This is a genomic window from Marinobacter sp. F4218 (assembly GCF_019443085.1).
Classification (GTDB): domain Bacteria; phylum Pseudomonadota; class Gammaproteobacteria; order Pseudomonadales; family Oleiphilaceae; genus Marinobacter; species Marinobacter albus.
This window is the reverse complement of sequence record NZ_JAHZIL010000003.1, coordinates 1,271,282-1,298,220: the sequence shown is the minus strand read 5'-3', so window position 1 is coordinate 1,298,220 and position 26,939 is coordinate 1,271,282. Positions and strand designations below refer to the sequence as shown.

Sequence of the window (26,939 nt, the reverse complement as noted above, 5' to 3'; positions counted from 1 at the left end):
CGCTCAGGGCAGGATATCAACCTTCACCTCAAAGCTGCGATTTTCTCCCCGACTGCTGCTGACACTGTAGGTAATGCCGGACCGCTGGCTGCTCGCCTGTGTCGAGGTGCCGCCCAATGACACCCATTGCCCGGGTTCTACCCTGCGAACGGTGACCAACGCCTCGGTTTCGTACCCGGGCAGCGACGCCGGGTCCTCTTCGAATGAAACAATATTCAATTCAATGGCGCGGTCGGAAATGACCTGTGGGCTCACCAGGAAACCGCTCCGGGTCTCGACCTGTTCGAGAATGGCTGCGGGATTCCGTCCGCCCTGAATAACGATTGGAAGCGTGCTGATCTGGCCCGAGGTCACATGGGCCGAGTGTCCATCCTGCACCACCAGGCTGCGCTGACGGGCATTGTTGGTGCTGGTAACCTTGCGCTCGACGTTTACGTTGACCCGGTCCTCCGAGCCCGAGATGCTGGCACCAGATCGCTTGCCGCCGATGTCTTCCCGGGACCGAACCGTGATACGCAGCTGCACGGCGGCCACATCCAGGGTGCCGATCAGCATGCCAATTTCGTCGAGCAATTGCGCCTCCCCGCGAACTACCACCTGTTGTCCCCGTGCAACCACCGTCAGCGCCGAGTCTTTATAGAGTGCACGGATCTGGCTGGCGACATCGTCGGCAGGCCGGTTATGAAGCTCGTAGACCCGGGCCCCGGATTGCGCCAGGGCGCCCGCCGAAAGCAGGCAAAGGGACAGAAGCAGCACCAACGCCGCAGCCAGGGTGCCGGCGCGGTATTGGAGGTAGGAGGACGTTTGTTGTGTCATTTCTGCTCCTGACCCTGCCATCGAACTTCAAAAAGTCGGGGCAATGGGGTTGCCAAGGTGAAAACCGGGGGTATATATTGAAAAGCATGAAGACGACACACGCGACCTGTCAATTGAATGTTCTGCAAGCTTTCGGTGAAAAACCGATAGCGGCAGTCGCTACTGTGTTTTCTTGGTGGTTTGGTTATGGCTTTTATTTTAGCCAGAGCCCGGGCCGCCCGTAAGATCTTCATCGACCGAACAACGAGGAAGGCAGCCCGGCAGAAACCCAGGCTGCCACCGGACTCAAAAAGCCCCGACTGGTAGCCCAGCCGGGGCTTTTTCGATTCTGATACAGGGAAACAGGAACAGTGATATGAACATGCCGCCCAGCACTGACGCTCTAGAGGCCACTGATGCAATGAGCGAGGCCGCGCCCGATGCCGCACCAGAGCCTCGCCAGGAAGTGGCTTTGCCCACTCCCGCCGCCCTGCGCCAGCATCTTCCGGTTGATCTCTCGCTGGCCAGACAGATTGCCGGCAAGCGCGAGGCGATCCGCAAGGTCCTGCGGGGGGAGGATGACCGGACCCTGATCGTAATGGGGCCTTGTTCCATTCACGATGAAGTGGCGGCGTTGGAATACGGTGAAAAACTCAAAGCCCTGTCGGATGCGGTGAGCGACCGGTTCCTCATTGTGATGCGAGCGTACCTCGAGAAACCACGAACCACCGTAGGCTGGAAAGGTCTGCTCTACGATCCCGAGCGGACCGGATCCGGCGATCTGAATGCCGGGCTGGTGCGCTCCCGCCGGTTGCTGCTGAACCTCTCCGAGATGGGCCTGCCGCTGGCGACCGAGGCGCTCAGCCCCTTTGCAATGGACTACCTGGGTGATCTGGTTAGCTGGACGGCCATCGGCGCCCGCACCACCGAATCCCAGATTCACCGGGAGCTGGTCAGCGGACTGCCCATGCCGGTCGGCTTCAAAAACGGAACCGATGGGAGCATCGGGGTGGCGGCGAATGCCATGAAGTCCGCCGCCCACCCCCATCACCACATGGGGGTTTCCAACACCGGTGCGCCGGTAATGATTACTACCGCGGGCAATCCCGATACCCATCTGGTGCTGCGCGGCGGTCGGGGCGTGACCAATTACGATGCGGACAGCATTGCGGCGGCGATCCGGTCCCTGTCGGATGCCGGGCTGTCGTCCGCGATCATGGTCGATTGCAGTCACGACAACGCCTGCAAGCAGGCTGAGCGTCAGTTGGACATTGCCCGGCAGGTGATGGCCCAGCGCAAAGCCGGCAATGCCCATGTACGGGGTCTGATGCTGGAAAGTTTCCTGGAGCCCGGCCGACAAAATGACGGTGACGACCTGGTTTACGGTTGCTCCATCACCGATCCGTGCCTGGGGTGGGACCAGACGGAGGCTCTGATCCGCTCACTGTAGAAAGCAGGAGCTGACCGGCCAACAGCAGCAGAACGCCGCCCATCATGCGGTCGAGCCAGTGTCCGAACCGATTGAAGCCGCGGCGGACCCGGGGCAGGGTAAAAAACACGGCCACCAGAGCAAACCACAGCGCCGTGGCGGCGGCCATGTAGAGACCGTAACCGGCCTGCAGCGCAATGGGCGTGCCCGGATTGATCACGACGGAAAATAGTGACACGAAGAACAGCGTGGCCTTGGGATTCAGCGCGTTGGTCAGGAAGCCGAGGCGCAGGGCCGCAATCCTCGACTGTGCCGCTCCGGGGCCAGCGTCGACGTAGATGCCATTGGCGCGGGACCGCAGGCACTGCACCGCAATCCAGGTCAGGTACAGGGCGCCGACCACTTTCAGGATGTTGAACAGCCATACAGACTGTTGAATGATCAGGCCTATGCCCAGCAACGAGTAGGCCACATGCAACAGAATGCCCAGGCCGATGCCGACGGCGGTGAGAAGGGCGTTTTTCCGGCTCTGGCTGAGTGCCTGCCTGAGCATCACCGCAAAATCCGGCCCCGGGCTGGCGACTGCCAACAGGTGCACGAGGGCCACGGTCAGGAATTCCGGCCAATAGCTTTGCACGTCATTGTTCCCCTGATCTTCTGGTTCTTGAAGCCACAGCTTAAGCCAATTCATCGGTGATTTCTCGTGCGCGCAACCGCAATCGGTCAGCCGCGGGCAGTCGATACTTCTATACTGTTGAATGGTTATAGACCCACCTCTGCCCGCCACGCTGGATGGGCGGCTGCAAGGAGATGTCAGAATGGAAAAGCGAGAAGTCGACGTTGCCATCATCGGAGTGGGTACCGCCGGCATGGTGGCGTACCAGCGAGTTCGGAAAGTCACCGATCGGGTCCTGCTGATCGAAGCAAACCGTTACGGAACCACCTGCGCGAGGGTCGGGTGCATGCCGAGCAAGCTGCTGATCGCGGCCGCCGATAATGCCAATCAGATGGCCAAGGCACCTTTATTTGGTGTTTCAGCCGGCAGTATCCGGATTGATGGCAGGGCGGTCATGAAACGGGTCCGTCAGGAGCGGGACCGCTTCGTCGCCTCGGTAGTGGACTCGGTCGACAAATTTCCTGACGCCCATCGCCTGTTCGGGCACGCCCGGTTCGCCGGTCCGCACCGGTTGATGGTCGAGGTTGGCAATGGTGAAGAGCAGGAAGTTCGGGCGGGGCGCATAATCATTGCCACTGGGTCCCGGCCGAATATCCCGGGTTTTCTGAAAGAGGCCAAGGACCGGTTGGTGGTCAACGACGATCTGTTCGAATGGCAGGATCTGCCGGAATCCGTGGCCGTATTCGGCCCCGGCGTCATCGGTCTTGAACTTGGTCAGGCACTAGGTCGTCTCGGAGTCCGGGTCAGGATGTTCGGGGTCGGTGGTGCCATAGGGTCCATCCAGGACGAATCGATCCGGCAGTACGCGCTGGAAGCCTTCAACCGGGAGTTTCCGCTCGATCCGGACGCCGATGTCCGGAAGGTTGAGTGCACCGGCGAGGGTGTCAGGATAAGCTTCCGCGACCCGGACCGGGGTGCCGTGACTGAAACCTTTGAGTACCTGCTGGCTGCAACGGGCCGGCGCCCCAATGTCGATGGGTTGGACCTCCAGAATGCCGACATCGAACTGGACGACCAGGGCATGCCCCTGTTCGATCCCCATACCCTCCGGTGCGGAGACAGCCACATCTTCATTGCCGGCGATGCCAACAATGCCCTGCCGTTGTTGCACGAAGCCGCAGATGAGGGACGCATTGCCGGTGACAACGCCGCCACCTACCCGGACGTTCGGGCCGGTCTGCGGCGGACGCCGCTGTCGGTGGTATTCACCGATCCCCAGATTGCCTCGATCGGCCTGACCATTGATCAGGTGGATGAGCGGTGTCGGGGGTGCTTCGCGGTCGGCGAGGTCTCGTTCGAGGATCAGGGCAGGAGCCGGGTCATCGGCAAGAATGTGGGCCTATTGAGGGTCTATGGCGAGCACGGCACGGGGTTGTTGATGGGAGCCGAGATGTTCGGCCCTGCCGCCGAGCACATTGCCCATTTACTGGCCTGGTCGGTGCAGCGCCGGCTGACGGTCAGTGAGATCCTCGAAATGCCGTTCTACCATCCCGTGATCGAAGAAGGCCTGCGCACCGCCTTGAAACAGCTGAATCGCAACCTCAGTATTGGCCCTGAGCCGGCTGAAGGCTGCACCGAGTGTGGGCCGGGCGTCTAGCGGCCCAAAGGCTTTCATGGAAGAAATGGGCGACGCTAAAGGCCACGGTAAAGTGGGTGAGTGCGAACGTCAGGGTCTTTGATAATCATCAGCTATGCGAATCGTAAAATAGATAGTGATACCGTGAGGCTATCGATGGGATTGGCGAACTCCACTTCCTGTATCCGGATGGCCCTTTTACAGTGGACACCATAGTAATCAACCACCGTTAAGGAGGCTCACGATGGGCAAGAACTTTATTGGCCTGGACACGGAAAAGACCGAACAGCTGGCAGGTTCACTGAACGACCTGCTCTCCAACTACCAGATTTTCTACATGAACGTGCGCGGTTACCACTGGAACATCAAAGGTGACAACTTTTTCGAGTTACATGTGAAATTCGAGGAACTGTATGACGACCTTCTGCTCAAGATCGATGAGATTGCAGAGCGCGTGCTGACGCTCGGGCATCGGCCGGCACACGCCTACAGCACTTACATCGAGAAGTCGGAAGTGCCCGAGCGCAAGGACGTGTCTGATGGCCGGGAGGCGATGGAAAACATCGTCGACAGCTTCGCCAAGTTGATTGGCAAGCAGCGCAAACTGCTAAGCCTTGCCGGCGATGCCGAGGACGAGGGCACGGTCGCCCTGATGAGCGATTACATATCCCAGCAGGAGAAAACCGTCTGGATGTATCGCAGTTACCTCGGCCACTAAGTCCGACACAACTGCAGAAGGGGCGCCGGTATGGCGCCCTTTTTGTGGGGTTTCCGAACTCGAGCCACGCCCTGCGGACTAGACCGCCGAGGTCATTGAGCCGGTAGCGGAGTCGTCGAAGCGCACGTCCAGTGGCGGTACCTGTTGGTGCAGGAACCACTTCTCCGTGACCACCTTCCGCGTAAACCATTGCGAGCGCATCAGTGTGCTGGCCAAAGGCATCTTGACCCAGTCCGGTACCTGCCAGCCCTGGTCCATATCGGTGGCGCGGTTGCCAAAGCGTTCGGCAATGGCATCGCCGTAGACCTGCAGCGACGATGCGGAGTAGTCCGCGGCGTGAAGTATGACGTCGGCCGCCATCAGCGCCGACTCAACCGCAGGCCGTATACCCTCGCCACTCTGGGTGTATGCCAGTCCAGCGGAGTCGCCAATCAGCAGGACGCCATCGTCTACCAGTGGCCGCTCGGCGTGGGCGTACAACAAATAGGCATGGCCTTTGAACCGCCCCGGCAGGTCTTCTGGAATGCGCCCTGAGTCTTTCATGTCCTGAACAAAACTTTCCAAATGCTCGGTCAGCTTGTGATTGTCCTCGCGCCCGAGTCCGATGTTCAGATAGTTGCCCTTCCTGAACACCCAGGCGTAGCCCTTGAGGTCCCGACAGAACCAGAGCTCCGGCGTGTCACCCCGGGCTTGGCACGCCTGGGCCTGCTCCGGTGTCATCTCGAACTCCACTTCCTTGGCGGCCACCACAGTCTCGTGGCTTCCGGGGCCCTCGCCCAGTAACCGCGCAACCGGGCAGAAGTGGCCACCGGCTCCAACTACCAGGGGGGCTTCCCAGGTATTGTTGATCTGCCAGTTACCAGCGTTGCGGACAATGCTTTTGACCGGCGTGGACAGAATTTTCCGTACCGTCACCCGATCGAGCAGGTAGTCGTCAAATTCACAGCGACGAATGCCGTAGCTGACCACCTCGCCGTGGTCGTTCTCCACGGCGGGCTGCCCCATCATGCCGATGCGAAAGCGCCGAATCGGCTGCAGCGTTCGACCCCGGCGATAGTCTTCCTTATCAATGTGCAGGGTTTCCATCACCGCCGGTGTCACCCAGCCGGCGCAGGTCTTGTCCCTCGGGAAATCCTGTTTGTCGATGACCAGAATACGCTTGCCGCTGTCCTGCAGGCTGTGGGCAAGAGTCGAGCCGGCCGGCCCGGCACCGACAATTATCAGATCGTAGTATTCCATCAGACGTTCTCCGGCGCTGCGGGACGGGTGTAAAGGTCCTTCCGGTTCTGCGGCAGGTCATTATTCGTGCCGTGGGTGAACACAACCTGAAACAGCTGCAGGGAGCCGGCGCGGAATGCGGCAATGGAGCCGGCCAGGTACATCCGCCAGGCACGGGTAAAGTGCTCATCGTACATTTCCGATACGGTGTCCTGATTCTCGTTGAACCGCTCCATCCAGTGCGTCAGGGTCTGGGCATAGTGCAGACGGAGGTTTTCGACATCCAGGACCGAGAAGTCACCCTGTTCACAGATCTCTATGAATTCACCGATGCTCGGTGGATAGGCGCCAGGGAAAATCCGTTTCTCGATCCATGCATTCATCAGCATGGGGCGATTCCGGCCGATGCTGTGAAGCAGCGCCATCCCGCCTGGCTTGAGGCTGCGCTTGATCAGCTCGGCCAGTGCCGGGTAATTTTCCTTGCCCACGTGTTCCAGCATTCCGATTGAGACGAAGGCGTCGTACTGGCCCTCGATATTCCGGTAGTCGTCCTCCACGTAATCAATCAGGTGATCCAGCTCCTGCCGACGGGCTTCTGCGCGGGCATAGGCAAGCTGTTCCCGGGAAATGTTGTAGGAGTGCACCTTCACCCCATAATGGCGGGCCATGTAGCGGGCCAGTCCGCCCCAGCCACAGCCGGCTTCCACCACCGTCATGCCGGGCTTCAGCCGCAGCTTGCGACAGACGTGCTCCAGCTTGGCAAGTTGGGCCTGTTCCAGGGTCAGATCCGGTTGCTCATAATAGGCGCAGGTGTACTGCATTTCAGCGCGATCCAGCCACAGCTGGTAGAACTCGTTGCCAAGATCGTAGTGGTGGTGGATGTTTTCCCTGGCTTCCGAGATGCCCGTGGATCTCGGATTGTGGTTGCGCCAGAGTGCATCGAGCCATCTTGGCCATTTCTGGCGGGCCGCGTGGACCGACCGGTACAGGGTTTCCATCAGATCCGGCAGTTCGCCTTCCACCTCCAGGCGACCGGCGCTGTAAAGGTCGCCGAACGCGAGATTGGGGTTGGCCACCAGCGTGTACAGGGCCTTCGGATCAGTCAGACGCAGGACAAACCGGGCCTCCTGTCCCTCGGGTTCGATCACATCGCCGTTCCACAACCGGAACCGGAGGGGCGGTGAGCCTGCCATACGCATCAGTTTGGCGACGAGCCAGCGTTCGTAATGGTGCGGTTGCCGATCGGTCTGGGTTTCTTCCAGTGGCAGGGTCAGCACGTGTGCCTTGTGTTCGGGATCTGTGCGCTCGGTTTTTTGGGCAGTGCTCTGAGTCATGGGTCCTTCTCTCCCTTCCTGTCTACTCTCAACATCACTGTCACGGATGACGACTTTTCCTAAGGGCTTGTCCCGACTACCGATCTGAGAATCGCCGGTGCTGTTCTCAGTATAGGAAACGTTCAGAGTTTGTCAGGTTCGGGGGAAATTCCGGGGGGAACCGCGCAAAGAAGGCCGGTTTTTCACGAAGAGGGAGAAAAAACCGGGCTCAGGGGCCCGGTTTTCGGAGGTCAGTAAGTGGCGCTCATCCCGAACCACTCGGGGAAGATCACAATCATCGCCAGTACCAGTATCTGGATCAGGATGAATGGGATGATGCCGCGGTATATATCGATGGTTTTCACCTCCGGCGGCGCCACCCCTTTCAGGTAGAACAGCGAGAACCCGAAGGGGGGGGTCAGGAAGCTGGTCTGCAGGTTCATGGCGATCAGGATGGCGAACCACAGCATGTTGATGCCCATGGCTTCGGCTACCGGCGCCAGGATTGGCACGATGATGAAGGAAATCTCCACGAAGTCGATGAAGAAGCCCAGGATCAGGATGACCAGCATCGACAGAATGATGAAGCCCCACTCGTTGCCCGGCAGGGCATGTAGCCAGTCCTCCAGCAGGTAGTCGCCACCGGTGTAACTGAACACCATGGAGAAGGCGGTCGCACCGATCAGGATGGCAAACACCATGGCGGTGACCTTCACGGTGTCCTTGGAGCTGTCCCAGATCATCTGGAACGAGAACTGCCGATAGATGATGGCCAGAACAACGGCGCCGACGCCGCCAAGCGCGGAGGACTCGGTCGGGGTGGCAATACCGCTGAAGATGGAGCCCAGCACTACAATGATCAATGTCAGCGGCGGAACGATCGCCAGCAGTGCGGACACGACCTCCTGTTTGCGGGAGCGGGTCGGGTCGGCCGGCATGGCGGGTGCGGTCTCCGGTTTCAGGCGGGTCATGATCAGGATGTAGATGATATAAAGGCTAACCAATACCACGCCCGGCCACACCGCGGCCTTGAACAGGTCGCCCACGGGCAGACCGATGACATCACCAAGGATGATCAGGATGATTGACGGAGGCACGATCTGGCCCAGGGTACCGGACGCGCAGATGGTGCCGGTGCTCAGGCGCTTGTCATACTTGTGCGCCAGCATGACCGGCAGAGAGATCAGGCCCATGGCCACCACACTGGCCCCCACCACACCGGTGGACGCGGCAAGCAGGGCGCCCACCAGAATGGTGGAGATGGCAAGCCCGCCGGGCAAGCCGCCAAAGAGGCGCCCCATGGAGGTGAGCAGCTGCTCAGCCAGCCGGGTGCGCTGCAGGACAACCCCCATGAAAATGAACAGGGGCACCGCCATCAGCACGGTATTCTGCATCACACTCATGATGCGGAACGGCATGAATGCGAACAAATCCATGCCTTCGGAGTAGATGCCGAAAAACAGCGCGACACCGCCGAAGGTGAACGCCACCGGAAAACCCAGCATCAGCATCAGCATCGCGACGCCGAACATAATCATACCGATCATGCCAGACCTCCTGCGCTGTGCTCGCTTGAGTAGCTTTTCTCGCCCGACAGGACGCGGATAGCGTAAGTGATCATGCCAATGCCGCTGGTTGCGATAAAGAACGCGGTGATGGGGATGATCGACTTGATGAGATAGCGATGGGGCAGGCCGCCGGGATCGCCGCTGCCTTCACCCATGTTGTAGGAATCCAGCGCGAAACTGTAGCCGTAGGTCCCGATCAGGTAGGCAAACGGGATGACAAAGATCACAGCGCCCACCATATTGACCCAGGCTTTCGCCGTGTTGTTCCAGTTGGTGTAGAAGACGTCGACCCGAACATGACCGTCCGTGCGCAATGCGTAAGGGATACCAAATAGAAAGACGATGGAATATAGATGCCATTCCATTTCCTGCATGCCAATCGATACTTCGTTGAATGCGTAGCGGGAAACCACGTCGTAAAATACGTTGGCTGCCATCAGTATCATTGCGATACAGGCGATCCAGCCACAGAGGTTGGACAACCGGGTCAGGCCCTCGTCCAGTTTGATAATCCACCGCATTGATAATCCTCCGCCAAGCGGGTTGGCGCTTTTTCAGCTGCTATAAACGACAAAACCGGGACCCCTCAGAGAGCGATCCCGGCTCAGTACTGGCCGTTATCTTACTCGACTTCGGCCATTGTGTTGAGGTAAGCGCGCTCGGAAATGTCCGTGTAAGCGCGGCTCATCTCCAGGTAGTCTTCCTGAGACTCAACGATCTTGCTGGCGAGTTCATCACCTGCAGCGGCTTCGTTCAGAAGCTTCTGGTTGGCCTCATACATGGCATGGAAAACTTCCTTCGGGAAAGTCTTGATCTGCACGTCCGGATGCTCTTGCTTGATGCTGGCCCAGGCCTTGGCGTTTTCGTGCTGGGATTCGATCAGCATGTCATAGGCCGCGGTACGCATGGAGATGCGCAGGATTTCCTGCAGGTCGGCGGGCAGTTTTTCCCAGACCTTCTTGTTGACCAGGAACTGCAGCTCGGTCGCCGGCTCGTGCCAGCCGGTGTAGTAGTAGTCAGCAATCTGCTGGAAACCCAGACGCAGATCCAGAGCCGGACCTACCCACTCAGCCGCATCGATGGTGTTACGCTCAAGCGCGGTGTACAGCTCGCCCGGGGCGATGTTGGTGGGGCTGACACCGACCTCGGCGAAAACCTCGCCAGCGAAGCCGGGAATCCGCATCTTCAGGCCCTGAAGGTCGTCGACCGACTTGATTTCCTTGCGGAACCAGCCGCCCATCTGGATGCCGGTGTTGCCGCCCGGGAAGGACATCAGGTTGTGCGGTTCATACACTTCCTGCATCAGGTCCATGCCGTCGCCGTAGTAGAACCAGGCGTATTGCTCCAGTGCCGTCATGCCGAAGGGCATGCTGGTAAAGAACAGGGTGTTCGGTACCTTGCCTTTCCAGTAGTAAGAGGCGGAGTGGCCCATGTCGTACTGGCCGGCTTTGACCATGTCGAACACACCGAACGGTGCCTTGTGCTTGTTGGCGGAATCGATGCGGATGCGCAGGCGGCCATCGGACATCTTCTCGGCCATGGCCGCCATGTTCTTGGTGGCGTCACCAAAGATCGGGAAATTTGGGCCCCAGGTTTCTGCGAGACGGAGAGTAAACGTTTCCTGTGCGAATGCCTGTGAGGCGGCAAAGGTAGTTGCCACAGCCAGCACAGCCGCGGAAAGAACAGAACGGATCTTCATTGCTCTTCTATCCTCTTATCATTTTTGTATTTAGAGCGCCTTCCTTTGGGAAGGGACAACTCTTAACGGTAGTTCAAGTTAACAATTATCGTTAGGAAACGGAATGAAAAACCCGGTCACTACGACGTAGGTCGTAGGGCCTGCTAAACATCATCCATCCGGCCTATCTGGCGCGCGAGCCGCATCGCCTCATGTTCTTCGAGCGCCTTGAGATCTTCCAGCAAGGTTTTGGCCTCGGGTATCTCCGCCTTGCCGATCAGAGCGTCGTAAAGGTCCATGACCTGGTCGTGGAAATCAAATATTTCCCGTTCGATGCCGTCAAAATCCAGATCTGCATAGTGGGTATCGCAAGTGCGATGGGATTTGATCGGCTTGTGACTGGCATAGTCGTACAGTCGGGTTTTCATCGCCTTGGCGTCCGCCTGTTTTTCAAACTCGGCGACGGCCTGCTCCAGCTTGGCTTCGTGGCTGCTGACGTAATCGAGCAGCGCACTGGCCCTCTCATTGGTATTCAGGGCGGCCGATTCGTGCAGGCACTCGGCCAGGTAGGCGTGAAGCTGGCGGGTCCAGTCGATGAGATCCTCGAAGGTTTTGATTTCCATGGCAAACTCCTTGGGCCGGGTTTGTCGTTTCCTGATGATTTGTCTTTCAGTCTAGTCAAGAATCTGCCGGGTCGCGTCGGGGTGACAGCGGCACGGTGCCGTTAAACCGGGAGGGCGAAACCGGCAGGTAAACCGCTTCGGCCTTGCGTCGCCACGTCCGGAATCTGGCGAGTGACGGCTTTTCCACCGAATAGTGGATGGCGCTGGCCAGGGCCAGAGCAGTTGTCAGTGCCAGTATCACGCCCAGCCAGCCGGGCAGGCCGGCCTCGTAGCTCCAGCCGATCACCCCGTAGCCGATGTTCTGGTGCACCAGGTAGAGGCTGTAGGACAGGCTGCCCAGCCAGAGCATAGGGCGATTCGACAGCCAGTTCATGCGCCCGGCCACCGCCAGGGCGAACACCGCAAAGCAACCCAGCACGAACAGGCTGTAAGGCAGTTTATAGGCAACCAGGCCGTGGCCGATACTCAGGGCCAGAAGGGTGTTGTCGAACGCCGATCCGCCTCCGTAGCGGTGCCGACGGTAAATCAGCATGCCGGCGACGAACAGGGGCGCATACTTGACAAACAACAGGTCCTTGACGAGAAACTCCAGCTCCGGTGGTATCTGTTTCCACCACAACGCCCCGGCATAGGAGACAATCACCCAGGCGGCCAGCGCGAGCCGGAGGTGCTGCCAACGGCGCAAGCCAAAGAACAGGAGCGCCATCCAGCTGTAGAAGGTGACTTCCACCACCAGGCTCCAGTAGGCGCCATCGACGTGGGCCTTGCCGAAGTATTCGTGCAGCAGGGTGGTGTTCAGAAGGGCAACTTCGAGTGGGACCGCCCGGCTCTCGGGACCGAGCCAATGCACGGACAAAAAGGTAAGGACAATGGCGGCCCAGAGTGCAGGCAGCAAACGGAAGGCGCGGGCCAGCCCGAACCAGCTGGCTTTGCTGGTGCGCTCCAGGGTCATGAAGATCACAAAGCCGCTCAGAATAAAGAACAGGTGGACTCCATAACGGCCGAAGAGCAGAGTGGCTGTGGCGGCCTCGGGCAGTTCAAACCCGTGGCCATAGAGCTTGTCGTAGTATGGCAGGTAATGAAACAGCACCACGGCCAGAGCGGCGAGGCCGCGCAGGGCATCAAGGCTGGCTAGTCGGCTGGGTGATGAGGCCATGAATCGCTTCCCGTTGGATGAAGCTATAATAGCCTGCTTTGCCGGGCGGCAATACGGTTTGGAACTACCATTTGCTTGCGGCGCCTATACGATGTGTTAATAGATGCCGGGCCGGGACTCCGGCTCCGGGACAACGCAAGGAGTTGCTGTCATGACTACCCCACTCGGCGTGATTGAAGGCTTTTACGGCCCCCTGTGGAACTGGCAGGAGCGCCGTCAGCTGGTACGCTCACTGGCTCCCCACGGCTACAGGTTCTATCTGTATGCGCCCAAGGCCGATGCCTTCCTACGGCGTCGCTGGCAGGAACCGCATCCGCCGGCACTTGCGGCCGAGTTGGCCGAGTTCGGTCGTTTTTGCCGGTCCGAAGGAGTGCGATTCGGCATCGGCTTGAGCCCGTTCGAAATCTTCAACAACTTTAACGAACAGGCCCGGGAAGCCCTGGCGGCCAAACTTAGCTGGCTGGACCGCATCGGCATCGATGAGCTGGCGATCCTGTTTGACGACATGCGCTCCGGCGCGCCAGATCTGGCCCAGACCCAGGCCGATATCGTGCACTGGGTCCGGGAGCGAACCTCGGCTGGCCAGATCAGCATCTGCCCCAGCTACTATTCGGACGATCCGGTGCTGGACCGGGTCTTCGGAGAGCGGCCGTCCGATTACCTGGTGACCCTGGGGCGCAAGCTCGATCATTCTGTGAATATTTTCTGGACCGGGGAGGAGGTCTGCTCGAGGGAGATCTCGCCGGGACATCTGAAGCGGATCGGGAATTTGCTGGGGCGCAAACCGGTGTTGTGGGACAACTACCCAGTAAATGATGGCGATCGGATGTCCCAGCACCTGCATCTGCGTGGCTTTACCGGGAGACCGGCGGCGAATGCGGCCCACCTTACCGGCCACGGAATCAATCCGGCGTTGCAACCGACACTGACGGCCATTCCGGCCATCACACTGGCTGAATCCTACCGGCTGGGGCCCGAGTACCAGTACGGTCAGGCCTTTCGTCACGCAGCCCGTGAAATGCTGGGGCGGGAGCTGGCGGAGCAGATCCACACCGACCTGCTGGTGTTGCAGGATGGGGGGCTGGGTCGAATCGGGGATGAAAAGCGCCAAAGTCTGTTGCGAACCTACGACGCTTTCGACCATCCGGCGGCCAATGAAATCCTGCGCTGGCTGATGGGGGAATTCCAAGTTACCGATGAGATGGTGGCCACCCAGTAGGCCGGACCCTCACTGGAGGTAGTATTCGACCGTGGAAACCACCCGAACCGTCTTGACCGGCTGCTGTCCTTCCATGACGCCCGGGGCCTGATCCCGGGCGAGAATCTGGAACACACCCTGATTGGCCCGGCGCAATCCCCCCAGTTCAGCATCGGCGTCCTTGGCAAACTGTGCCGCCGCTTCCCGTGCTGAGGCTGTGGCCTCGGCGATCATGTCCGGTTTGATGTCATTCAGGCCGTTGAACAGGTAGGTGGGGCCGGCCGGGCCAAAGTCTGACGACAGCACCACCCCGGAATCCACCAGCTCGCTCACGCCTTGGGCTGCGCGCTGGATTTTTGCGATCTCGTTGGCGCGCACCATCAATGTCTGATTGATGATGAACTTATGCTCGCCGTTGTTGCCCTGGTAAGGGTTGGCCCGGGTATCGGTGACATCCAGGCGCTGGAGTTCGACCTTGGTTTCCTCGATGGCCTGGAGCTTCAGGAACGCCATGATGGCTTCCCGGCTCTTTCGGGCAAGGTCCTGAGCCTCGGCCAAGGTGTTGCCGGTGGCGACAAAGCGAATTGGCCATAGGGCCAGGTCCGCGTCCACTTCCCGCTCGGCCACGCCTTTCACGGTGACGTAACGGTCACCGGTGCGCAGATCGGTCAGCCCGTCGGCAATCAGTGATGCGGACAGGATGATGCTGATGCCGATGATGAGGGCGACGAGAACTTTCATGGCGGTTTCCTTGTGTTGCGAGACCCAGCGGCCGGGGAGTGCTGCTATCCTTGAATCAGGGTCAAGGTTAGCGCCTTGTGACAGAGGCGAAAAGGGGGGTGGCCGTGGTAAAGGTTGAACTTGTGCAGGGCAACATAGCGTCGCAGCCGGACATGGATGCCGTGGTCAATGCAGCCAACGCCCGCTTGCTGCCGGGCAGTGGCGTTGCCGGTGCCATTCACAGTGCTGCCGGCCCGGGGCTTGCTGAGGAATGCCAGGCACTGGCCCCGATCTCGCCTGGTCAGGCCGTGATCAGCTCCGGGCACAGGCTGCCAAACCGGTATGTTATCCACTGCCTGGGTCCAGTGTACGGTGTGGACGAGCCGTCTGATCAGCTTCTGGGAGATTGTTATCGCAACGCACTCATGCTTGCAGAACAGCACCAACTGCGCTCGGTGGCGTTTCCTGCAATCTCCACGGGCGTGTTTGGCTATCCGGTGGACAAGGCGGCCGTGGTCGCCTTCGAGGCAATCGCCCGGTTGGCGCCCACGCTCAATTCCGTCCGGCTTATCCGTCTTGTGCTGTTCAGTGATTCGGACCACAGGGTGTTCCGGACGGCGCTCAGTCGCAGCGGGTTGAGCCCGACTGGCTGAAGCGGGCGGTCATGGCTGCCCGTTCGCGTTCAGGATCGCGAAACTCCACCGGCAGCGGCTGAATAAAATACAGGAAGTCACCGCGTTGGCGGTATTCCTCGACCGCCGGAGTCGTCTGATTGTCGGGCCAGAACACGGGGGAGATTACGGCAACGGAGAGTTCCGGTGCGCGCTGCTCCAGCACCGCGACAGTACCCAGTCGTTCTTCGCTGTGGAAAGTGCCGGTGACATGGAGAATCTGATGGTCCGGAAAGGCTTCACGAGCCTCCAGGATGCTCACGGCCATGGTGTTGTCCCGCAGGAGCTGGGCCCGGTAGGTATTCTGCATGCGTTTGCTCATGGTCGGATCGCCGGCCCCGTGGCTGCCGGCAATGGCCGCCACAAATTTCGCCTGGTAGGCGGGCGTGTCGATAAAGGGATCCCGGGGTAACCGGCTGCGACGTTCCTCGGCCAGGGTGTCGAGGTAGCCCGCCCCTTTGCGCCCGACACAGCGCACGATGTCGGCCGGCGCATTGGCGGCGATCACGGGAATGGCCCGAGTTCGCGCAAATTCCACCAGTGGCCGGTAAGACGCCCGGTAGTTATCCCAGGCGGCGGTGTCTTCAATCAGCTCGGTTTCGCCAATCTGCCCGCTCAGGTAGCCGTCCAGTTCCGCTTGGTGGTCCAGTTCGAACTGCTCCATGGTCAGCACCTGATCCGGACGCTGACGGTAAAGTGCGGCCTGAAGCCGAGACTGGAGAAGATGCGAGCCGTGATGACCATGATATTCGCCCACCACAACGACATCGGCTGCAGATACCTGTCGGGCCAGCGCTGCCACATCCAGAACCCGGCCGGTCGTGGCCTCAACGATGCGGGTGTCGTACTGGGTGTCAGGTGGTTCCAGTGTTGTCGTCATGGTCGAGCAACCACCAAGGCTGAGTAGTGCGATCAATAACAGGGTGGGCATTTGTAAATTCATGCCAGCAGTATACGAAAAGTCCGAGCGTTTGGTTGTGGATTGTGCCCAGCCCGGCCGATCTCGTAACCTCACCCGCAATATAGGGTAGAATCCCGGGTTTATCCCAGGCGATCCGCTCATGTCCCACCGCGCTCATCTGTTCTCCCTTCGTTTTGCCCATGCGTTTCGCGAGGCCTGCCTGGACGAACGGTACAGCGGCCGGAGATTGCTGAGGGATGTGCTGGCGGGCCTGACCGTCGGCATCATCGCAATCCCCCTGGCCATGGCCCTGGCGATCGCCAGCGGCGTTGCACCGCAGTATGGCCTTTACACCGCGATTGTCGCGGGTTGTGTCATTGCCCTGACCGGTGGCAGTCGCTTCAGCATTTCCGGACCCACCGCCGCCTTTGTGGTGATCCTGTATCCCGTTGCTCAGCAATACGGCCTGGGTGGCCTGTTGCTGGCCACGCTGATGTCGGGGGTCCTGCTGATCATCATGGCCCTGATGCGACTGGGTCGGTTCATTGAATACATCCCGGAGTCAGTGACCCTCGGATTTACCGGTGGCATTGCCGTGGTTATTGCCACCCTTCAGGTGCCCGATTTTTTTGGTTTGCCACTGGCCGGCCTGCCGGAACCCTACTGGGACAAGCTGTCGGCATTGGCGCAGGCGCTGCCGGCGCTGGATGCCATGAGTACGCTGGTTGCCGGCACCACGCTGGCGGTGATGCTGCTCTGGCCCCGCCTGAACACGCCGATCCCGGCGCACCTTCCGGCGGTGGTGGTTGGTAGCCTGCTGGCGCTCTTGCTCAACGCCGGGGGTGCATCCATCGACACGATCGGTTCCCGGTTCAGTTTCCTGTTGCCGGACGGCTCGGTCGGTGCGGGTATCCCGCCGGTTCTGCCGGAACTGGCCTGGCCCTGGCAGCGACCGGATGCCGGGGGGGAGCCGCTTGGCCTCTCCTGGTCGATGGTCCGGGAGCTGCTGCCATCCGCATTTGCCATAGCGATGCTGGGAGCCATCGAATCCTTGTTGTGCGCGGTGGTGCTTGATGGCATGACGGGCCGGCGCCACAGTGCCAACAGCGAACTCATGGGGCAGGGCATCGGCAACCTGGTCACTCCGTTCTTCGGTGGTATTACCGCCACTGCGGCAATCGCCCGCTCGGCAGCAAACTACCGCGCCGGGGCAGAGTCCCCGGTGTCCGCCGTGGTCCACTCCCTGGTGATTCTGCTGGCGCTGATATCCCTGGCCGGTGTTCTGGCCTACCTGCCGATGCCGGCCATGGCGGCACTGCTGGTGATTGTGGCGTGGAACATGAGTGAGGCTCCCAAGGCGGTCCACCTTCTGAAAACGGCGCCCCGCAGCGATATTCTGGTGTTTCTGACCTGTTTTTCGCTGACGGTAATCCTGGATATGGTCATCGCCATAACCACCGGTGTCCTGTTGGCTGCGGTACTGTTCATGCGCGAGATGGCGCAAATGACCCGGGTCACCGATATCACTAACAGCAAGCGGATTGGCGGCGCCGGTCTGCCCGAAGGCTGGCGGGTGTTCAAGATCAACGGGCCGTTGTTCTTTGCCGCTGCAGACCGGGTTTTCGGGGAGCTGGCGTCGCTGTCGCAGGAAGCGAGGGGCTTCATTCTCTACATGGACGGCGTCACGGTCCTGGATGCCGGTGGCCTGTCGGCGATGAACAAACTGATCAGCACCTGTCAGCGTGATGGCACGGAAGTGGTGCTCGCCGATCTGCAGTACCAGCCATTGAGGGCGCTGGCTCGGGCGGGTGTAAAGCCCATTGACGGGGTTAGCCGGTTCTGCCCGTCGCTCGACAAGGCGCTGGCCTCGGTCGGGCGGCGGTGATTTCAGGAAATATTCAGGAAATCAGTTGATTATCGGCTATGCTGGCGGTATCGATACCGCTTTGAGACAGGATGCCCATGCTCCCTTTCCGGATTGTTGACCGAATAAAGTTCGTCGTCGAGCGCCAACTGGTGAAGGGCGCCGGGTTCCAGCTGCTTGTGGTGGCGGCTTTCATCGCGCTGATTTCGCTGATTGGCGGGCTGCTCGTAGTGCCCTTGGGAGCGTCGTTCGAAAACGTGGGATCGGCAATCTGGTGGGCGTTTCTCAGGCTCACCGACCCCGGTTATCTAGGGGACGACGTCGGGACCTGGCAGCGGTTTGTCTCCACCATGCTTACGGTCAGCGGCTACGTGGTGTTCATGGGTACCCTGGTGGCGATTCTGACACGCTGGTTGATTGCCAAGATGGCCGACCTGGAACGGGGACTGACGCCGGTCACCCTGAAAAATCACGTTGTGGTACTGGGCTGGACCAGCCAGACCTTACCGTTGCTGTCCGAGCTACTCGGTTCGTCCGGCCGGATGCGGCGGTTTCTCGAGAAACACGACACCCAGAAACTGAACCTGGTGGTGTTGTCGGAGGACGCTTCCGCACAACAGGTGCATGAATTACGCAGTGAGCCGGGCATTGGTCGCCGGGCGCGGCAGGTCATCCTGCGCTCCGGATCCGCTATCCAGCCCGATGCCCTGCACCGGGTCGCCTGTCTGGATGCGGCCGCGGTGATTGTGCCCAGCGCCACCCACGAGGCGGGCAGTCTGGTGACGTCGGACGTTGAAACCGTGAAGGCACTGCTGTCGATTGCGGCCCAGGCCCGACATTTTCACTCCCCCCTTCCGTTTGTGGTCGCGGAAATCCAGGACGTTCGCAAGCACGCGGTTATTGAGCGCGCGTACCCCGGTGCTGTCGAGGTGGTTGCCGGGGACGCCACCATCAGCCGGTTGATGGTGCAGAACATCCTGCACCCCGGTCTGTCCGAGATCTACAACGAGCTGCTCACGGCGGGCGCCGATAACGAAATCTACGTCCGGGGCGGAGAGTCGGTGGCGGGCCTGTCCCTGGGTGAGCTGGCGGCGGCTCGGCCGGGCGTCATTGTCCTCGGGTTGCTGCGACGGCGCGGCACCGACTGGGACGTTCGGCTCGTCGCCCCCTCGGATACCCGTATCGACGCCGAGGACCGGGTCATCATGATGGCCCGGGATTATTCGGAAACCGATCCGAACCCGAAATTGCCCGCCCTGCCGGTTGTCAGCCTCAAGGAGGCCCGACCGAGTGGTCGGGTTGAGACAGTCAGGGACCAACGTGTCCTGGTGTTGGGCTGGAATCGCCGGGTGCCCAGCCTGGTGGCCGAGTTTGCCAGCTACGGAAATCTGGACTTCCAGGTGGACCTGGTCTCGGTCGTCCCTGCCCGGGAGCGTGAGCAGGCAATCCTCCGTTATGTGGGGGAATTTCCCCGGGTTCGCTGTCACCATCTTGAGGCGGATTATATGGTCGAAGGCGAGCTCCGGCGTCTGATGCCTTCAGGCTACGACACCGTGATCCTGCTCAGCAGTGACCGTCTCGCATCGGGTGAGGAGGCCGATGCCCGGGCCATGGTCGGCTATCTGCAACTGGAGGAGATCCTGGCCGAAAGCCCAAAGCGGCCGCAGCTGATCATGGAATTGAGCGACCCGGATAACCGGCATCTGTTGTATGACCATCAGGGTGAAATGCTGATCAGCCCGATGATTCTCAGTCACGTGTTGGCCCAGGTTGCTTTGCGACGGGAACTGAGGGTGGTGCTGGATGAGTTGTTCACGGTGGGCGGTGCCGAAATCCAGTTCCGGGATCCCGATAATTACCCGTTACCGGCCAGCGTCGACTTCCAGTTACTTGAAAAGATTCTCGCCAATGAGGGCGAGATCGCTCTGGGCGTGTTTCGGTCCCGTCCCGATGACAAGGGGCGCCATCTGATGCTTAACCCCCCGCGCAAGCAATACCTCGATATTCAGTCCGGCGACCGGCTGGTGGTTCTCTGTAACACCCTCTAGATACCCTGCCAATGTGCTCGTGGTCCGGTTCAGGCGGGTGTCTGCCGGGTGCTTACCAGTATTCATGCAAAAAATGCTGAAAATAGATTATATAAATTTCAATTATAAATTTTAAAGCACTAAAGTAACCCTCAATGTCAGCGCCATGCTCAAAAAATAAGCAGGCTGTTGGCTTCGGACGTTGCTGTAAGCTTCTCCGCACCTACTTAGAAAACCAACGTAGAAAGGATTGAGACCATGCCCTACGCACAAGACGTTGACCAGATTGCTTCCCTGTTGAAGCAGCACCCGACCTGGAACGCCATCAACCCGAAGCACGCCGCTCGCATGCGCGCTCAGAACAAGTTCAAGACTGGCCTGGACATCGCCAAGTACACCGCCAAGATCATGCGCGAAGACATGGCGAACTATGACAATGACACCTCCCAGTACACCCAGTCCCTGGGCTGCTGGCACGGTTTCATTGGCCAGCAGAAGATGCTGTCCATCAAGAAGCACTTCGGTACCACCAAGCGTCGTTACCTGTACCTGTCTGGCTGGATGGTTGCTGCCCTGCGTTCCGAGTTCGGACCGCTGCCTGACCAGTCCATGCACGAGAAGACCGCCGTTTCCGGTCTGATCGAAGAGCTGTACACCTTCCTGCGTCAGGCCGATGCCTGGGAACTGAACCACCTCTTCCGTGCCCTGGAAGAAGCCGAGAACGCCGGCGACAACGCCAAGGCTGAAGAACTGATCAAGCAGATCGACAACCACGAAACTCACGTTGTGCCCATCATTGCGGATATCGACGCTGGTTTCGGTAACGCCGAAGCAACTTACCTGCTGGCCAAGCAGATGATCGAAGCCGGTGCCTGCTGCATCCAGATCGAAAACCAGGTTTCCGACGAGAAGCAGTGTGGTCACCAGGACGGCAAGGTAACCGTGCCGCACGCTGACTTCCTGTCCAAGATCAACGCGGTTCGTCTGGCGTTTCTCGAGCTGGGTGTGGACGACGGTGTGATCGTTGCCCGTACCGACTCCCTGGGCGCAGGCCTTACTCAGAAGATCGCCGTGACCAACGAGCCGGGCGATCTGGGCGACCAGTACAACAGCTTCATCGACGGTGAAGTGATCGAGAAGGCAGAAGACATCAACAACGGCGACGTTGTGATCAAGCAGAAGGGCCAGCTGGTTCGCCCGAAGCGTCTGGCTTCCGGCCTGTTCCAGTTCAAGCCTGGCACTGGCGAAGACCGCGTGGTTCTGGACTGCATCACCAGCCTGCAGAATGGTGCTGATCTGCTGTGGATCGAGACCGAGAAGCCGCACGTTGGCCAGATCGCTGCCATGGTTAACCGCATCAAGGAAGTGGTACCCGACGCCAAGCTGGTTTACAACAACAGCCCGTCCTTCAACTGGACCCTGAACTTCCGTCAGCAGGTATTCGACGCCTGGAAGGAAGAAGGCAAGGACGTATCTGCCTACGATCGCGCCAAGCTGATGAGCGAAGAGTACGACAACACCGAGCTGGGTCAGCTGGCCGACGAGTGGTGCCGTAACTTCCAGCGTGATGGTTCACGCGAAGCAGGTATCTTCCACCACCTGATCACTCTGCCGACTTACCACACCGCGGCACTGTCTACCGACAACCTGGCCAAGGGTTACTTCGGTGACGAAGGCATGCTGGCCTATGTTGCCGGTGTACAGCGTAAGGAAATCCGTCAGGGTATCGCCACCGTTAAGCACCAGGACATGGCTGGTTCCAACATCGGTGACGACCACAAGGAATTCTTCGCGGGCGAAGCGGCCCTGAAGGCCGGTGGTAAAGACAACACCATGAACCAGTTCGGCTAATCGAACGGTCTGGTTGTCGCTCCCGGGCTTGCCCGGGAGGCACGAAAAAGCCCCGCCAATGGCGGGGCTTTTTTATGGTTGATCGGCTGTCACCGGGACGCTGCGTCGCGAAAGCGCTGGATGCGCTCCTCGGTAACCGGGTGGCTCGACAACAGGTCGCCAAGCCGGCTCCAGCGACTGTTCGCTTCCCGTTCCTCGTCCCCTTCGCCCTGACCGGTATCCTCCAGCGCCGCCAGTCGACTCATGATGTTGGCAAAGTGCCGTGGATCCAGATCATGCCGTTGCAGGGTTTCCAGTGCGTATTGGTCCGCCTGCCGCTCCATCGTGCGTGAGTAGGACAGGCTCATCAGCACAGCCGGCACCATCACGGTGGTGTCCGAAAAGGCCGACAGGTCGCCGGTCATCATCACGATCAGCCAGAAGGTCAGCGACGACTGGACCATGCCCTGCATGCCATGACGATGCTCTACGTGGCCAATTTCGTGAGCGAGGATGGCCACCAGTTCGTCGTTGGTTTCCGCCAGTTCGACCAGCTCATCGGTGAAGATCAGGGTCCCGTCCGGCAGTGCCAGGGCATTGGCCCCGATGGCCGGAGCCGAGCGGAACAGGACCTTCAATTCCTGCCCGCCGACCGGCGCCAGAAAAGGCTCGAAGTGGCGTTGCAGCGCTTGCTGGCGGGCCTCGGACAGTTCGGAGGGTTCGAGCCAGGTGCCATCCAGGGAAGTCAGCGTCGACTCGCCCACCTGTTCGGCAATGCGGTCGGGCAGGGCATGGGCGACGGCTTTGGCCGTCCAGGGGACGCCATAGACGAAGGCAAACGCCGTGACCGCAATCGTGGCCACCACCGCCGTCAGGATCAGCCCAAGATGGTTTTCCAGGCGATGCAGCAGGCGCGCCATCCGGCCCGATGACTTGCCCCGGCCGAGCTGATCCACGCGATCGTTATCGGTGGTTTCGAAAACGCCGTCATCCGGCAGGTAGAGGTATCGCGGGGTGTTGCCCACCCGGGGCGAGATGTTCAGATCCTGCAGGGACAGGTGCTGTTTGAGGGATGCGGTGACCAGAATCAGCTCGCCACCGACAGAACGCAGCAGGGCGTCCTGTCGGTGGGAGTTGTCGCCGGAATAGAACTGTCCTTCAATGGCCAGATCAGATGGCGGCGAATTCGACATCAAACGCATCTCCCAGTTCCTGACCCAGGGCGCTGGCGCGGTTCTGCTCAGCTGCGACAAAGTGGTCCAGATCCCCGGAAATCAGCATGGTTGTGCAGGCGGCGCGGTAGCGCGCCATGCGAACTTTGGCCCAGGGCGTGAACAGGCCGAGGGTAAGCACGACGAGCAGGCTGTTGCTCAGATAGATCCAGACCATCTGTGCTGGCCCCAGTTCAGACTCGAAGCGGTGTTCGGCCAGTTCGGTGGAGTTCAGGAACAGGTTGGCCACACCGGCCATGAAAAAGCCGAAGATCGTCAGGTAGCCCACACCGCCGATGATGGCGGCCAGGACCGGAATGCCCGCCCGGGCACTCAGGTAGGCGCCGGCACCGAAACCGAGTGCCAGCAACAGGGCCTTGCCGAACAGCAGGTAGTACGCCTTGGTGGTGGCGGCCAGGTCAAAGCTGGTGGTGCCGTAGCGGCTGCCGTTGGCGACAAACTGGTGGGTTTTCTTGAGTACCAGTGGCGTCAGCAACAATAGGCAGAGCAGGTTCAGAAGGGGCCACACGAAGGCGACCATAAAGGCCTGGCCGTAGGTACCCTGGAAGTCGAACCGGATGTTGCGGTAGGCGCTGTTGATGGCGTTGAAGCGCAGTGAACGAATCATGATCCAGGGCACGAGGAACACAAACGCCACGGCGAAAGCGATGGCTGCCTCCACGAACAGTTCTGACAGGGCCACATAGGCGACCAGAACCGCGAGCGCAATCAGCCGGCCCTTGAGGATGGTGATCGGGCTGGCAAGGTACTGGAAGCTGGCGCCGTCCAGCCGTGTGTTGCCATAGAAATACTGGTTGTTGCGAACCGTTGCCCAGGCGGAATAGATGCCCAGGGTCACGATGGTGAGCAAAATGTTGACGATCCAGATGCCGAAGTACTCGCCGCCCCGCCCAGTGAACTCTAGGGGAGCGCGTCTGCGGTCGCCGGCGTCTTCGAAAGTGGTGCTGACCGGCGGCGTTCCCGCCGGCGCCTTTGCAGCAGGCGCTGGTTTTGCCGGGGCCGGGGCGGCTCTGTTCTGCGACGAAATCCGGACGTCGGCGCCGGCCGCGGTCAGGCGCTGGTGGTAAATCACCGCCTCTTCATGGTTCAGGTCGGACTTGATTGCCGGTGCCTCGGTGGTTGGTGAGAACAGACGCTCAATGCGTTCTTCCGTGGCGTTGAAAAGATCCTTCAGGTTGGCCTTCACCTGGGGTTCGTCAAATCCGTCCAGGACCTGACCGGCAAACACAATCTGATAAAGCTCTGTCGACATATGCCTTCCTTACTGTATGGCTTAACGATACGGAGCCAGGCCCCGTCTGTGCGTCCGTGCTGTGGCAGAACGGTAACATGCATGACATTACCAGAATTTCATAACCGGTGTGTGAGCCAGCCGACATTTAGGCTACACATTTGTGACGGAATCTGGACACCTGCATTCTAGATTTTTAACACCGGGATAAATTCCTATCTGCATGAATTGCGCGATGAAATCTTCCCATGTCCCTGAAAACAGAAGAAAGACCGTTTCAACCCTGAAACAGGTGTCGAGCTTTCAGATTCTCTGTGGTAGCGGCTGACTTTCTAAAAAATGATCTTAGATCAATCTTTTTCCGGGGGTGAGGGAAAAACTGGCGCGGGAATCGCTTTGGCCCTCCGGCGGGTCTGGACCCTGCTGTCTCCGATAGTCGTCGGATTGGGAATGGATCCCATGGAAGCCAACAACATCAAATCAAAGGAATTGACGCCATGACTATTAACCAACGCCTGCTGGCGACTGCCATTGCACTTGGCCTGGGACTGTCCGGAGCGTATCGACGGGGGTTCCTTCAAAGGCCTGGCGTTCCCTGAGATCCTCGTTGACGCTCAGCCAGGGCACCCGGACATCGGCTTCAAACCGGCTGGTGAAGCCGTATTTGAAGGTCAGGGCGCCAACGAAGATGTCGCGCTGGATCTCGGAGATATTGATCAGGCCCACAAGCAGGGCCGGAATCACGGTGTAGCCCTCGATGGCGACCCGGGTGGCGTTGCTGTGGGCGTGGGAAAACGCCGGTTCAATGGTCAGTCGCCCCGGCCGGGTGACGATTCCGCGGTCGGAGGTGATGGAGGCAATGTCGGTGTCCTGCTCTTTCTTCGCTTCAGCTTCTTCGGGGGATGCCGGGACGTCGTCGGCAGAGTCCGTTTACGCAATCCCCGTTGCGGGCATCAGGCAGGCGCTGGCGAACAGCGGAAAGAGTAGCGGTTTTCTCATGGTGGATCTCCCTTGTGGTGTGAGCCCTGTCGGTGATGACCCGACTGGGGACTGGCGTTGTATTTGTCCATAAGCCGGTAAAACGAAACTCTCGAAATCTTGAGGATGCGCGCTGCGGCGGAGACGTTGTGATGGGCCAGGGCAAGGCTGCAGGACAGGGCCTGACGGTCCGCCCGGGCCCGGAATTCCTCCAGGGTCAGGTTGGACGTGGCGGGCATGTCGGTTTCGGGGCCGACGGGTTCGAGTCCCAGATCGGCGGGCTCGATCAGCTCTCGGTCGCACAGGAGCAATCCCTGCCGCAGTCGATTCTGCAGTTCCCTGAAGTTTCCGGGCCACGAGTGATTGACCAGGCGCTGGATAGCCGTTTCGCTGAGCCGTTTCCGTTCGCCGCCACGATTGGAGGCCTCAAGGAGCGCCTCCGCCAGCGCGGGAATGTCCTCGCGACGGTCTTTGAGCGTCGGCAGTTTTACCTCCAGTCCGCCAAGCCGGTAATAGACGTCACTGCGAAACTTTCCGGATTCGACCAGCTCGGTCAGCGGCTGGCTGGATGTGGTTATGATCCGGCTGTCAATTGGGATGGGTTCGCTGCCACCAATGCGCTCAATCTGCCCCTCCTGCAGAAAGCGCAGGATGGCGGATTGCTGTTCCAGATTGAGTTCATCAATGGATGACAGGATCAGGGAGCCTCCATTCGCCAGTTCCAGCCGGCCCGGATGGGCACTTAGAGCATGGGTGAAGGCCCCTTTCTCGTAGCCGAACAGCTCACTCTGGGTCAGCGAATCGGGCAGGGCGGCACAGTTAACCGTTACCAGAGGCCCGGAAGCCCGCGTCGAGTGTTCGTGAATGAAATGGGCGGCGGCGTCCTTGCCGGTGCCACTTTCGCCGGTAATCAGAACCGGCTCCGGGGTCACCGAGAAGCGCCGGAGCAACCCGCGAACCTGGCGAATGGCCAGCGAGGTGCCTTCCAGGACCAGGGATTGATAATCGTCCCGGGGCAGGCCGACGGCGGGTTCGCGAATGGTTGCCATGCCCCAGAGGTGGCCCAGCACGGTATCAAGCCGTTCGTGATTGACCGGCAGCGTATGGAAATCGGAGCAGTACCGGGTAATCAGCTGTGCGGTCCGGGTACCGGTGATTGGGCGATGGGGCACAATGCCCACCCAGTAACTGAGACTGAGGGCCTCCAGCCATTGATCCAGCCAGGGCAGATCGTCGGGTGGGATGCGAGTGAGATCCAGAACGCCCACCTTGGAGCCGTCCGGGGGCGACAGTTGAATGGGAACCGGATTCTCCGGGTTGAAATCGATGAGATTCCATCGGGAACCCAGCGCTCTGCGCACGGTGGTATTGGTGTGTGCCGCTGACAACCAGACGAGCGGTCGCTTTTCCATCATGGCAAACCTCCATGAGAGTGATGCCTGGGAAAACGGGACTGCCAGTTGTGTAGGGACAACCTGTAAGCCGGCACGATGAGTTGCCCGGTCACGGCCCTGTGACCCGTCACACGAGCCAGAAA

At 60.0% G+C, this 26,939-nt stretch carries 23 protein-coding genes; 9 read left to right on the top strand and 14 right to left on the bottom strand.

The window, feature by feature from the left end:
- Positions 1 to 3 precede the first annotated feature (3 nt).
- A complete protein-coding gene (locus tag K0B93_RS09955; RefSeq protein WP_228743342.1) occupies positions 4 to 816 on the bottom strand; it encodes a secretin N-terminal domain-containing protein in 813 nt (270 codons plus the stop codon).
- Positions 817 to 1,171: 355 nt separating this feature from the next.
- Between K0B93_RS09955 and K0B93_RS09950 the strand changes: the two genes are divergently transcribed.
- Entirely contained in the window at positions 1,172 to 2,245 is a 1,074-nt protein-coding gene (locus tag K0B93_RS09950; protein WP_416383200.1) for a 3-deoxy-7-phosphoheptulonate synthase, read from the top strand.
- On the opposite strand, the gene K0B93_RS09945 is transcribed toward K0B93_RS09950, so the two are convergent.
- Positions 2,190 to 2,861 (bottom strand): LysE family translocator, encoded by a 672-nt coding sequence (locus tag K0B93_RS09945; protein ID WP_219867062.1) that lies wholly within the window; start codon positions 2,859 to 2,861, stop codon positions 2,190 to 2,192. The genes K0B93_RS09950 and K0B93_RS09945 overlap by 56 nt on opposite strands.
- 181 nt (positions 2,862 to 3,042) lie before the next feature.
- On the opposite strand from K0B93_RS09945, the gene K0B93_RS09940 reads away from it, so the two are divergent.
- Together K0B93_RS09940 and K0B93_RS09935 are read left to right on the top strand one after the other, a co-directional pair.
- Complete coding sequence (locus tag K0B93_RS09940) at positions 3,043 to 4,497, top strand: dihydrolipoyl dehydrogenase (protein WP_219867061.1); 1,455 nt, start codon at positions 3,043 to 3,045, stop codon at positions 4,495 to 4,497.
- Positions 4,498 to 4,720: 223 nt separating this feature from the next.
- Positions 4,721 to 5,194: a Dps family protein gene (locus K0B93_RS09935; protein WP_219867060.1), complete on the top strand. Its 474-nt coding sequence runs from the start codon at positions 4,721 to 4,723 to the stop codon at positions 5,192 to 5,194.
- 78 nt (positions 5,195 to 5,272) lie between these two features.
- Here K0B93_RS09935 and K0B93_RS09930 read toward each other — a convergent pair whose 3' ends face one another.
- From K0B93_RS09930 to K0B93_RS09900, 7 genes are all read right to left on the bottom strand, one after another.
- Positions 5,273 to 6,433: an NAD(P)/FAD-dependent oxidoreductase gene (locus K0B93_RS09930; protein WP_219867059.1), complete on the bottom strand. Its 1,161-nt coding sequence runs from the start codon at positions 6,431 to 6,433 to the stop codon at positions 5,273 to 5,275.
- The gene (locus K0B93_RS09925; RefSeq protein ID WP_219867058.1) at positions 6,433 to 7,746 is read right to left on the bottom strand and encodes an SAM-dependent methyltransferase; all 1,314 of its coding nucleotides are present in this window, start codon (positions 7,744 to 7,746) and stop codon (positions 6,433 to 6,435) included. Before K0B93_RS09925 ends, K0B93_RS09930 begins: the two co-directional genes overlap by 1 nt.
- Positions 7,747 to 7,976: 230 nt before the next feature.
- Positions 7,977 to 9,272, bottom strand: coding sequence for a TRAP transporter large permease (locus tag K0B93_RS09920; RefSeq protein WP_219867057.1), 1,296 nt, complete (start codon positions 9,270 to 9,272; stop codon positions 7,977 to 7,979).
- A complete protein-coding gene (locus K0B93_RS09915) occupies positions 9,269 to 9,814 on the bottom strand; it encodes a TRAP transporter small permease subunit (RefSeq protein ID WP_219867056.1) in 546 nt (181 codons plus the stop codon). The genes K0B93_RS09920 and K0B93_RS09915 overlap by 4 nt, the downstream gene beginning before the upstream one ends.
- Positions 9,815 to 9,915: 101 nt before the next feature.
- A complete protein-coding gene (locus tag K0B93_RS09910; protein WP_219867055.1) occupies positions 9,916 to 10,992 on the bottom strand; it encodes a TRAP transporter substrate-binding protein in 1,077 nt (358 codons plus the stop codon).
- 143 nt (positions 10,993 to 11,135) lie between these two features.
- Entirely contained in the window at positions 11,136 to 11,594 is a 459-nt protein-coding gene (locus K0B93_RS09905) for an ATPase (protein WP_219867054.1), read from the bottom strand.
- Positions 11,595 to 11,649: 55 nt separating this feature from the next.
- Complete coding sequence (locus tag K0B93_RS09900; protein ID WP_219867053.1) at positions 11,650 to 12,750, bottom strand: acyltransferase family protein; 1,101 nt, start codon at positions 12,748 to 12,750, stop codon at positions 11,650 to 11,652.
- Between the two features lie 151 nt (positions 12,751 to 12,901).
- On the opposite strand from K0B93_RS09900, the gene K0B93_RS09895 reads away from it, so the two are divergent.
- On the top strand, positions 12,902 to 13,969 hold the full coding sequence (locus K0B93_RS09895) for a beta-N-acetylglucosaminidase domain-containing protein (protein ID WP_219867052.1): 1,068 nt from the start codon (positions 12,902 to 12,904) through the stop codon (positions 13,967 to 13,969).
- A 9-nt stretch (positions 13,970 to 13,978) separates the two neighbouring features.
- Here K0B93_RS09895 and K0B93_RS09890 read toward each other — a convergent pair whose 3' ends face one another.
- Entirely contained in the window at positions 13,979 to 14,689 is a 711-nt protein-coding gene (locus K0B93_RS09890) for an SIMPL domain-containing protein (RefSeq protein WP_219867051.1), read from the bottom strand.
- Between the two features lie 104 nt (positions 14,690 to 14,793).
- Here K0B93_RS09890 and K0B93_RS09885 point away from each other — a divergent pair, with 104 nt between their 5' ends.
- Positions 14,794 to 15,321, top strand: coding sequence for a macro domain-containing protein (locus tag K0B93_RS09885; protein ID WP_324124628.1), 528 nt, complete (start codon positions 14,794 to 14,796; stop codon positions 15,319 to 15,321).
- Here the strand turns inward: K0B93_RS09885 and K0B93_RS09880 are convergent.
- Positions 15,290 to 16,270, bottom strand: a complete 981-nt coding sequence (locus K0B93_RS09880; RefSeq protein ID WP_228743340.1) for a ChaN family lipoprotein — start codon at positions 16,268 to 16,270, stop codon at positions 15,290 to 15,292. The genes K0B93_RS09885 and K0B93_RS09880 overlap by 32 nt on opposite strands.
- A gap of 130 nt (positions 16,271 to 16,400) precedes the next feature.
- On the opposite strand from K0B93_RS09880, the gene dauA reads away from it, so the two are divergent.
- From dauA to K0B93_RS09865, 3 genes are all read left to right on the top strand, one after another.
- Positions 16,401 to 18,125 carry a C4-dicarboxylic acid transporter DauA gene (gene dauA, locus K0B93_RS09875; RefSeq protein WP_219867049.1) on the top strand — a complete coding sequence of 575 codons (1,725 nt, stop codon included), beginning with the start codon at positions 16,401 to 16,403 and terminating at the stop codon, positions 18,123 to 18,125.
- A gap of 77 nt (positions 18,126 to 18,202) precedes the next feature.
- Complete coding sequence (locus K0B93_RS09870; protein ID WP_219868080.1) at positions 18,203 to 20,152, top strand: CASTOR/POLLUX-related putative ion channel; 1,950 nt, start codon at positions 18,203 to 18,205, stop codon at positions 20,150 to 20,152.
- Between the two features lie 237 nt (positions 20,153 to 20,389).
- On the top strand, positions 20,390 to 21,982 hold the full coding sequence (locus K0B93_RS09865) for an isocitrate lyase (protein WP_219867048.1): 1,593 nt from the start codon (positions 20,390 to 20,392) through the stop codon (positions 21,980 to 21,982).
- A gap of 89 nt (positions 21,983 to 22,071) precedes the next feature.
- On the opposite strand, the gene K0B93_RS09860 is transcribed toward K0B93_RS09865, so the two are convergent.
- Positions 22,072 to 23,154, bottom strand: coding sequence for a M48 family metallopeptidase (locus K0B93_RS09860; RefSeq protein WP_228743339.1), 1,083 nt, complete (start codon positions 23,152 to 23,154; stop codon positions 22,072 to 22,074).
- Positions 23,132 to 24,445, bottom strand: coding sequence for a YjgN family protein (locus K0B93_RS09855; protein WP_219867046.1), 1,314 nt, complete (start codon positions 24,443 to 24,445; stop codon positions 23,132 to 23,134). Before K0B93_RS09855 ends, K0B93_RS09860 begins: the two co-directional genes overlap by 23 nt.
- A gap of 510 nt (positions 24,446 to 24,955) precedes the next feature.
- Here K0B93_RS09855 and K0B93_RS09850 point away from each other — a divergent pair.
- Positions 24,956 to 25,411 (top strand): hypothetical protein, encoded by a 456-nt coding sequence (locus K0B93_RS09850; protein WP_219867045.1) that lies wholly within the window; start codon positions 24,956 to 24,958, stop codon positions 25,409 to 25,411.
- 8 nt (positions 25,412 to 25,419) lie between these two features.
- On the opposite strand, the gene K0B93_RS09845 is transcribed toward K0B93_RS09850, so the two are convergent.
- On the bottom strand, positions 25,420 to 26,817 hold the full coding sequence (locus tag K0B93_RS09845) for a sigma-54-dependent transcriptional regulator (protein ID WP_219867044.1): 1,398 nt from the start codon (positions 26,815 to 26,817) through the stop codon (positions 25,420 to 25,422).
- Positions 26,818 to 26,939: the final 122 nt, after the last annotated feature.

Excerpts from the sequence above, each read along its gene's own strand:
- K0B93_RS09870 (WP_219868080.1), top strand. The coding sequence starts at position 18,203 with ATGCTCCCTTTCCGGATTGTTGACCGAATAAAGTTCGTCGTCGAGCGC.
- K0B93_RS09890 (WP_219867051.1), bottom strand. The coding sequence starts at position 14,689 with ATGAAAGTTCTCGTCGCCCTCATCATCGGCATCAGCATCATCCTGTCC.
- K0B93_RS09895 (WP_219867052.1), top strand. The coding sequence starts at position 12,902 with ATGACTACCCCACTCGGCGTGATTGAAGGCTTTTACGGCCCCCTGTGG.
- K0B93_RS09915 (WP_219867056.1), bottom strand. The coding sequence starts at position 9,814 with ATGCGGTGGATTATCAAACTGGACGAGGGCCTGACCCGGTTGTCCAAC.
- K0B93_RS09865 (WP_219867048.1), top strand. The coding sequence starts at position 20,390 with ATGCCCTACGCACAAGACGTTGACCAGATTGCTTCCCTGTTGAAGCAG.
- K0B93_RS09935 (WP_219867060.1), top strand. The coding sequence starts at position 4,721 with ATGGGCAAGAACTTTATTGGCCTGGACACGGAAAAGACCGAACAGCTG.
- K0B93_RS09855 (WP_219867046.1), bottom strand. The coding sequence starts at position 24,445 with ATGTCGACAGAGCTTTATCAGATTGTGTTTGCCGGTCAGGTCCTGGAC.
- dauA (WP_219867049.1), top strand. The coding sequence starts at position 16,401 with ATGTCCCACCGCGCTCATCTGTTCTCCCTTCGTTTTGCCCATGCGTTT.
- K0B93_RS09950 (WP_416383200.1), top strand. The coding sequence starts at position 1,172 with ATGAACATGCCGCCCAGCACTGACGCTCTAGAGGCCACTGATGCAATG.
- K0B93_RS09905 (WP_219867054.1), bottom strand. The coding sequence starts at position 11,594 with ATGGAAATCAAAACCTTCGAGGATCTCATCGACTGGACCCGCCAGCTT.
- K0B93_RS09925 (WP_219867058.1), bottom strand. The coding sequence starts at position 7,746 with ATGACTCAGAGCACTGCCCAAAAAACCGAGCGCACAGATCCCGAACAC.
- K0B93_RS09845 (WP_219867044.1), bottom strand. The coding sequence starts at position 26,817 with ATGATGGAAAAGCGACCGCTCGTCTGGTTGTCAGCGGCACACACCAAT.
- K0B93_RS09920 (WP_219867057.1), bottom strand. The coding sequence starts at position 9,272 with ATGATCGGTATGATTATGTTCGGCGTCGCGATGCTGATGCTGATGCTG.
- K0B93_RS09860 (WP_228743339.1), bottom strand. The coding sequence starts at position 23,154 with ATGTCGAATTCGCCGCCATCTGATCTGGCCATTGAAGGACAGTTCTAT.
- K0B93_RS09910 (WP_219867055.1), bottom strand. The coding sequence starts at position 10,992 with ATGAAGATCCGTTCTGTTCTTTCCGCGGCTGTGCTGGCTGTGGCAACT.
- K0B93_RS09880 (WP_228743340.1), bottom strand. The coding sequence starts at position 16,270 with ATGCCCACCCTGTTATTGATCGCACTACTCAGCCTTGGTGGTTGCTCG.
- K0B93_RS09900 (WP_219867053.1), bottom strand. The coding sequence starts at position 12,750 with ATGGCCTCATCACCCAGCCGACTAGCCAGCCTTGATGCCCTGCGCGGC.
- K0B93_RS09940 (WP_219867061.1), top strand. The coding sequence starts at position 3,043 with ATGGAAAAGCGAGAAGTCGACGTTGCCATCATCGGAGTGGGTACCGCC.
- K0B93_RS09955 (WP_228743342.1), bottom strand. The coding sequence starts at position 816 with ATGACACAACAAACGTCCTCCTACCTCCAATACCGCGCCGGCACCCTG.
- K0B93_RS09930 (WP_219867059.1), bottom strand. The coding sequence starts at position 6,433 with ATGGAATACTACGATCTGATAATTGTCGGTGCCGGGCCGGCCGGCTCG.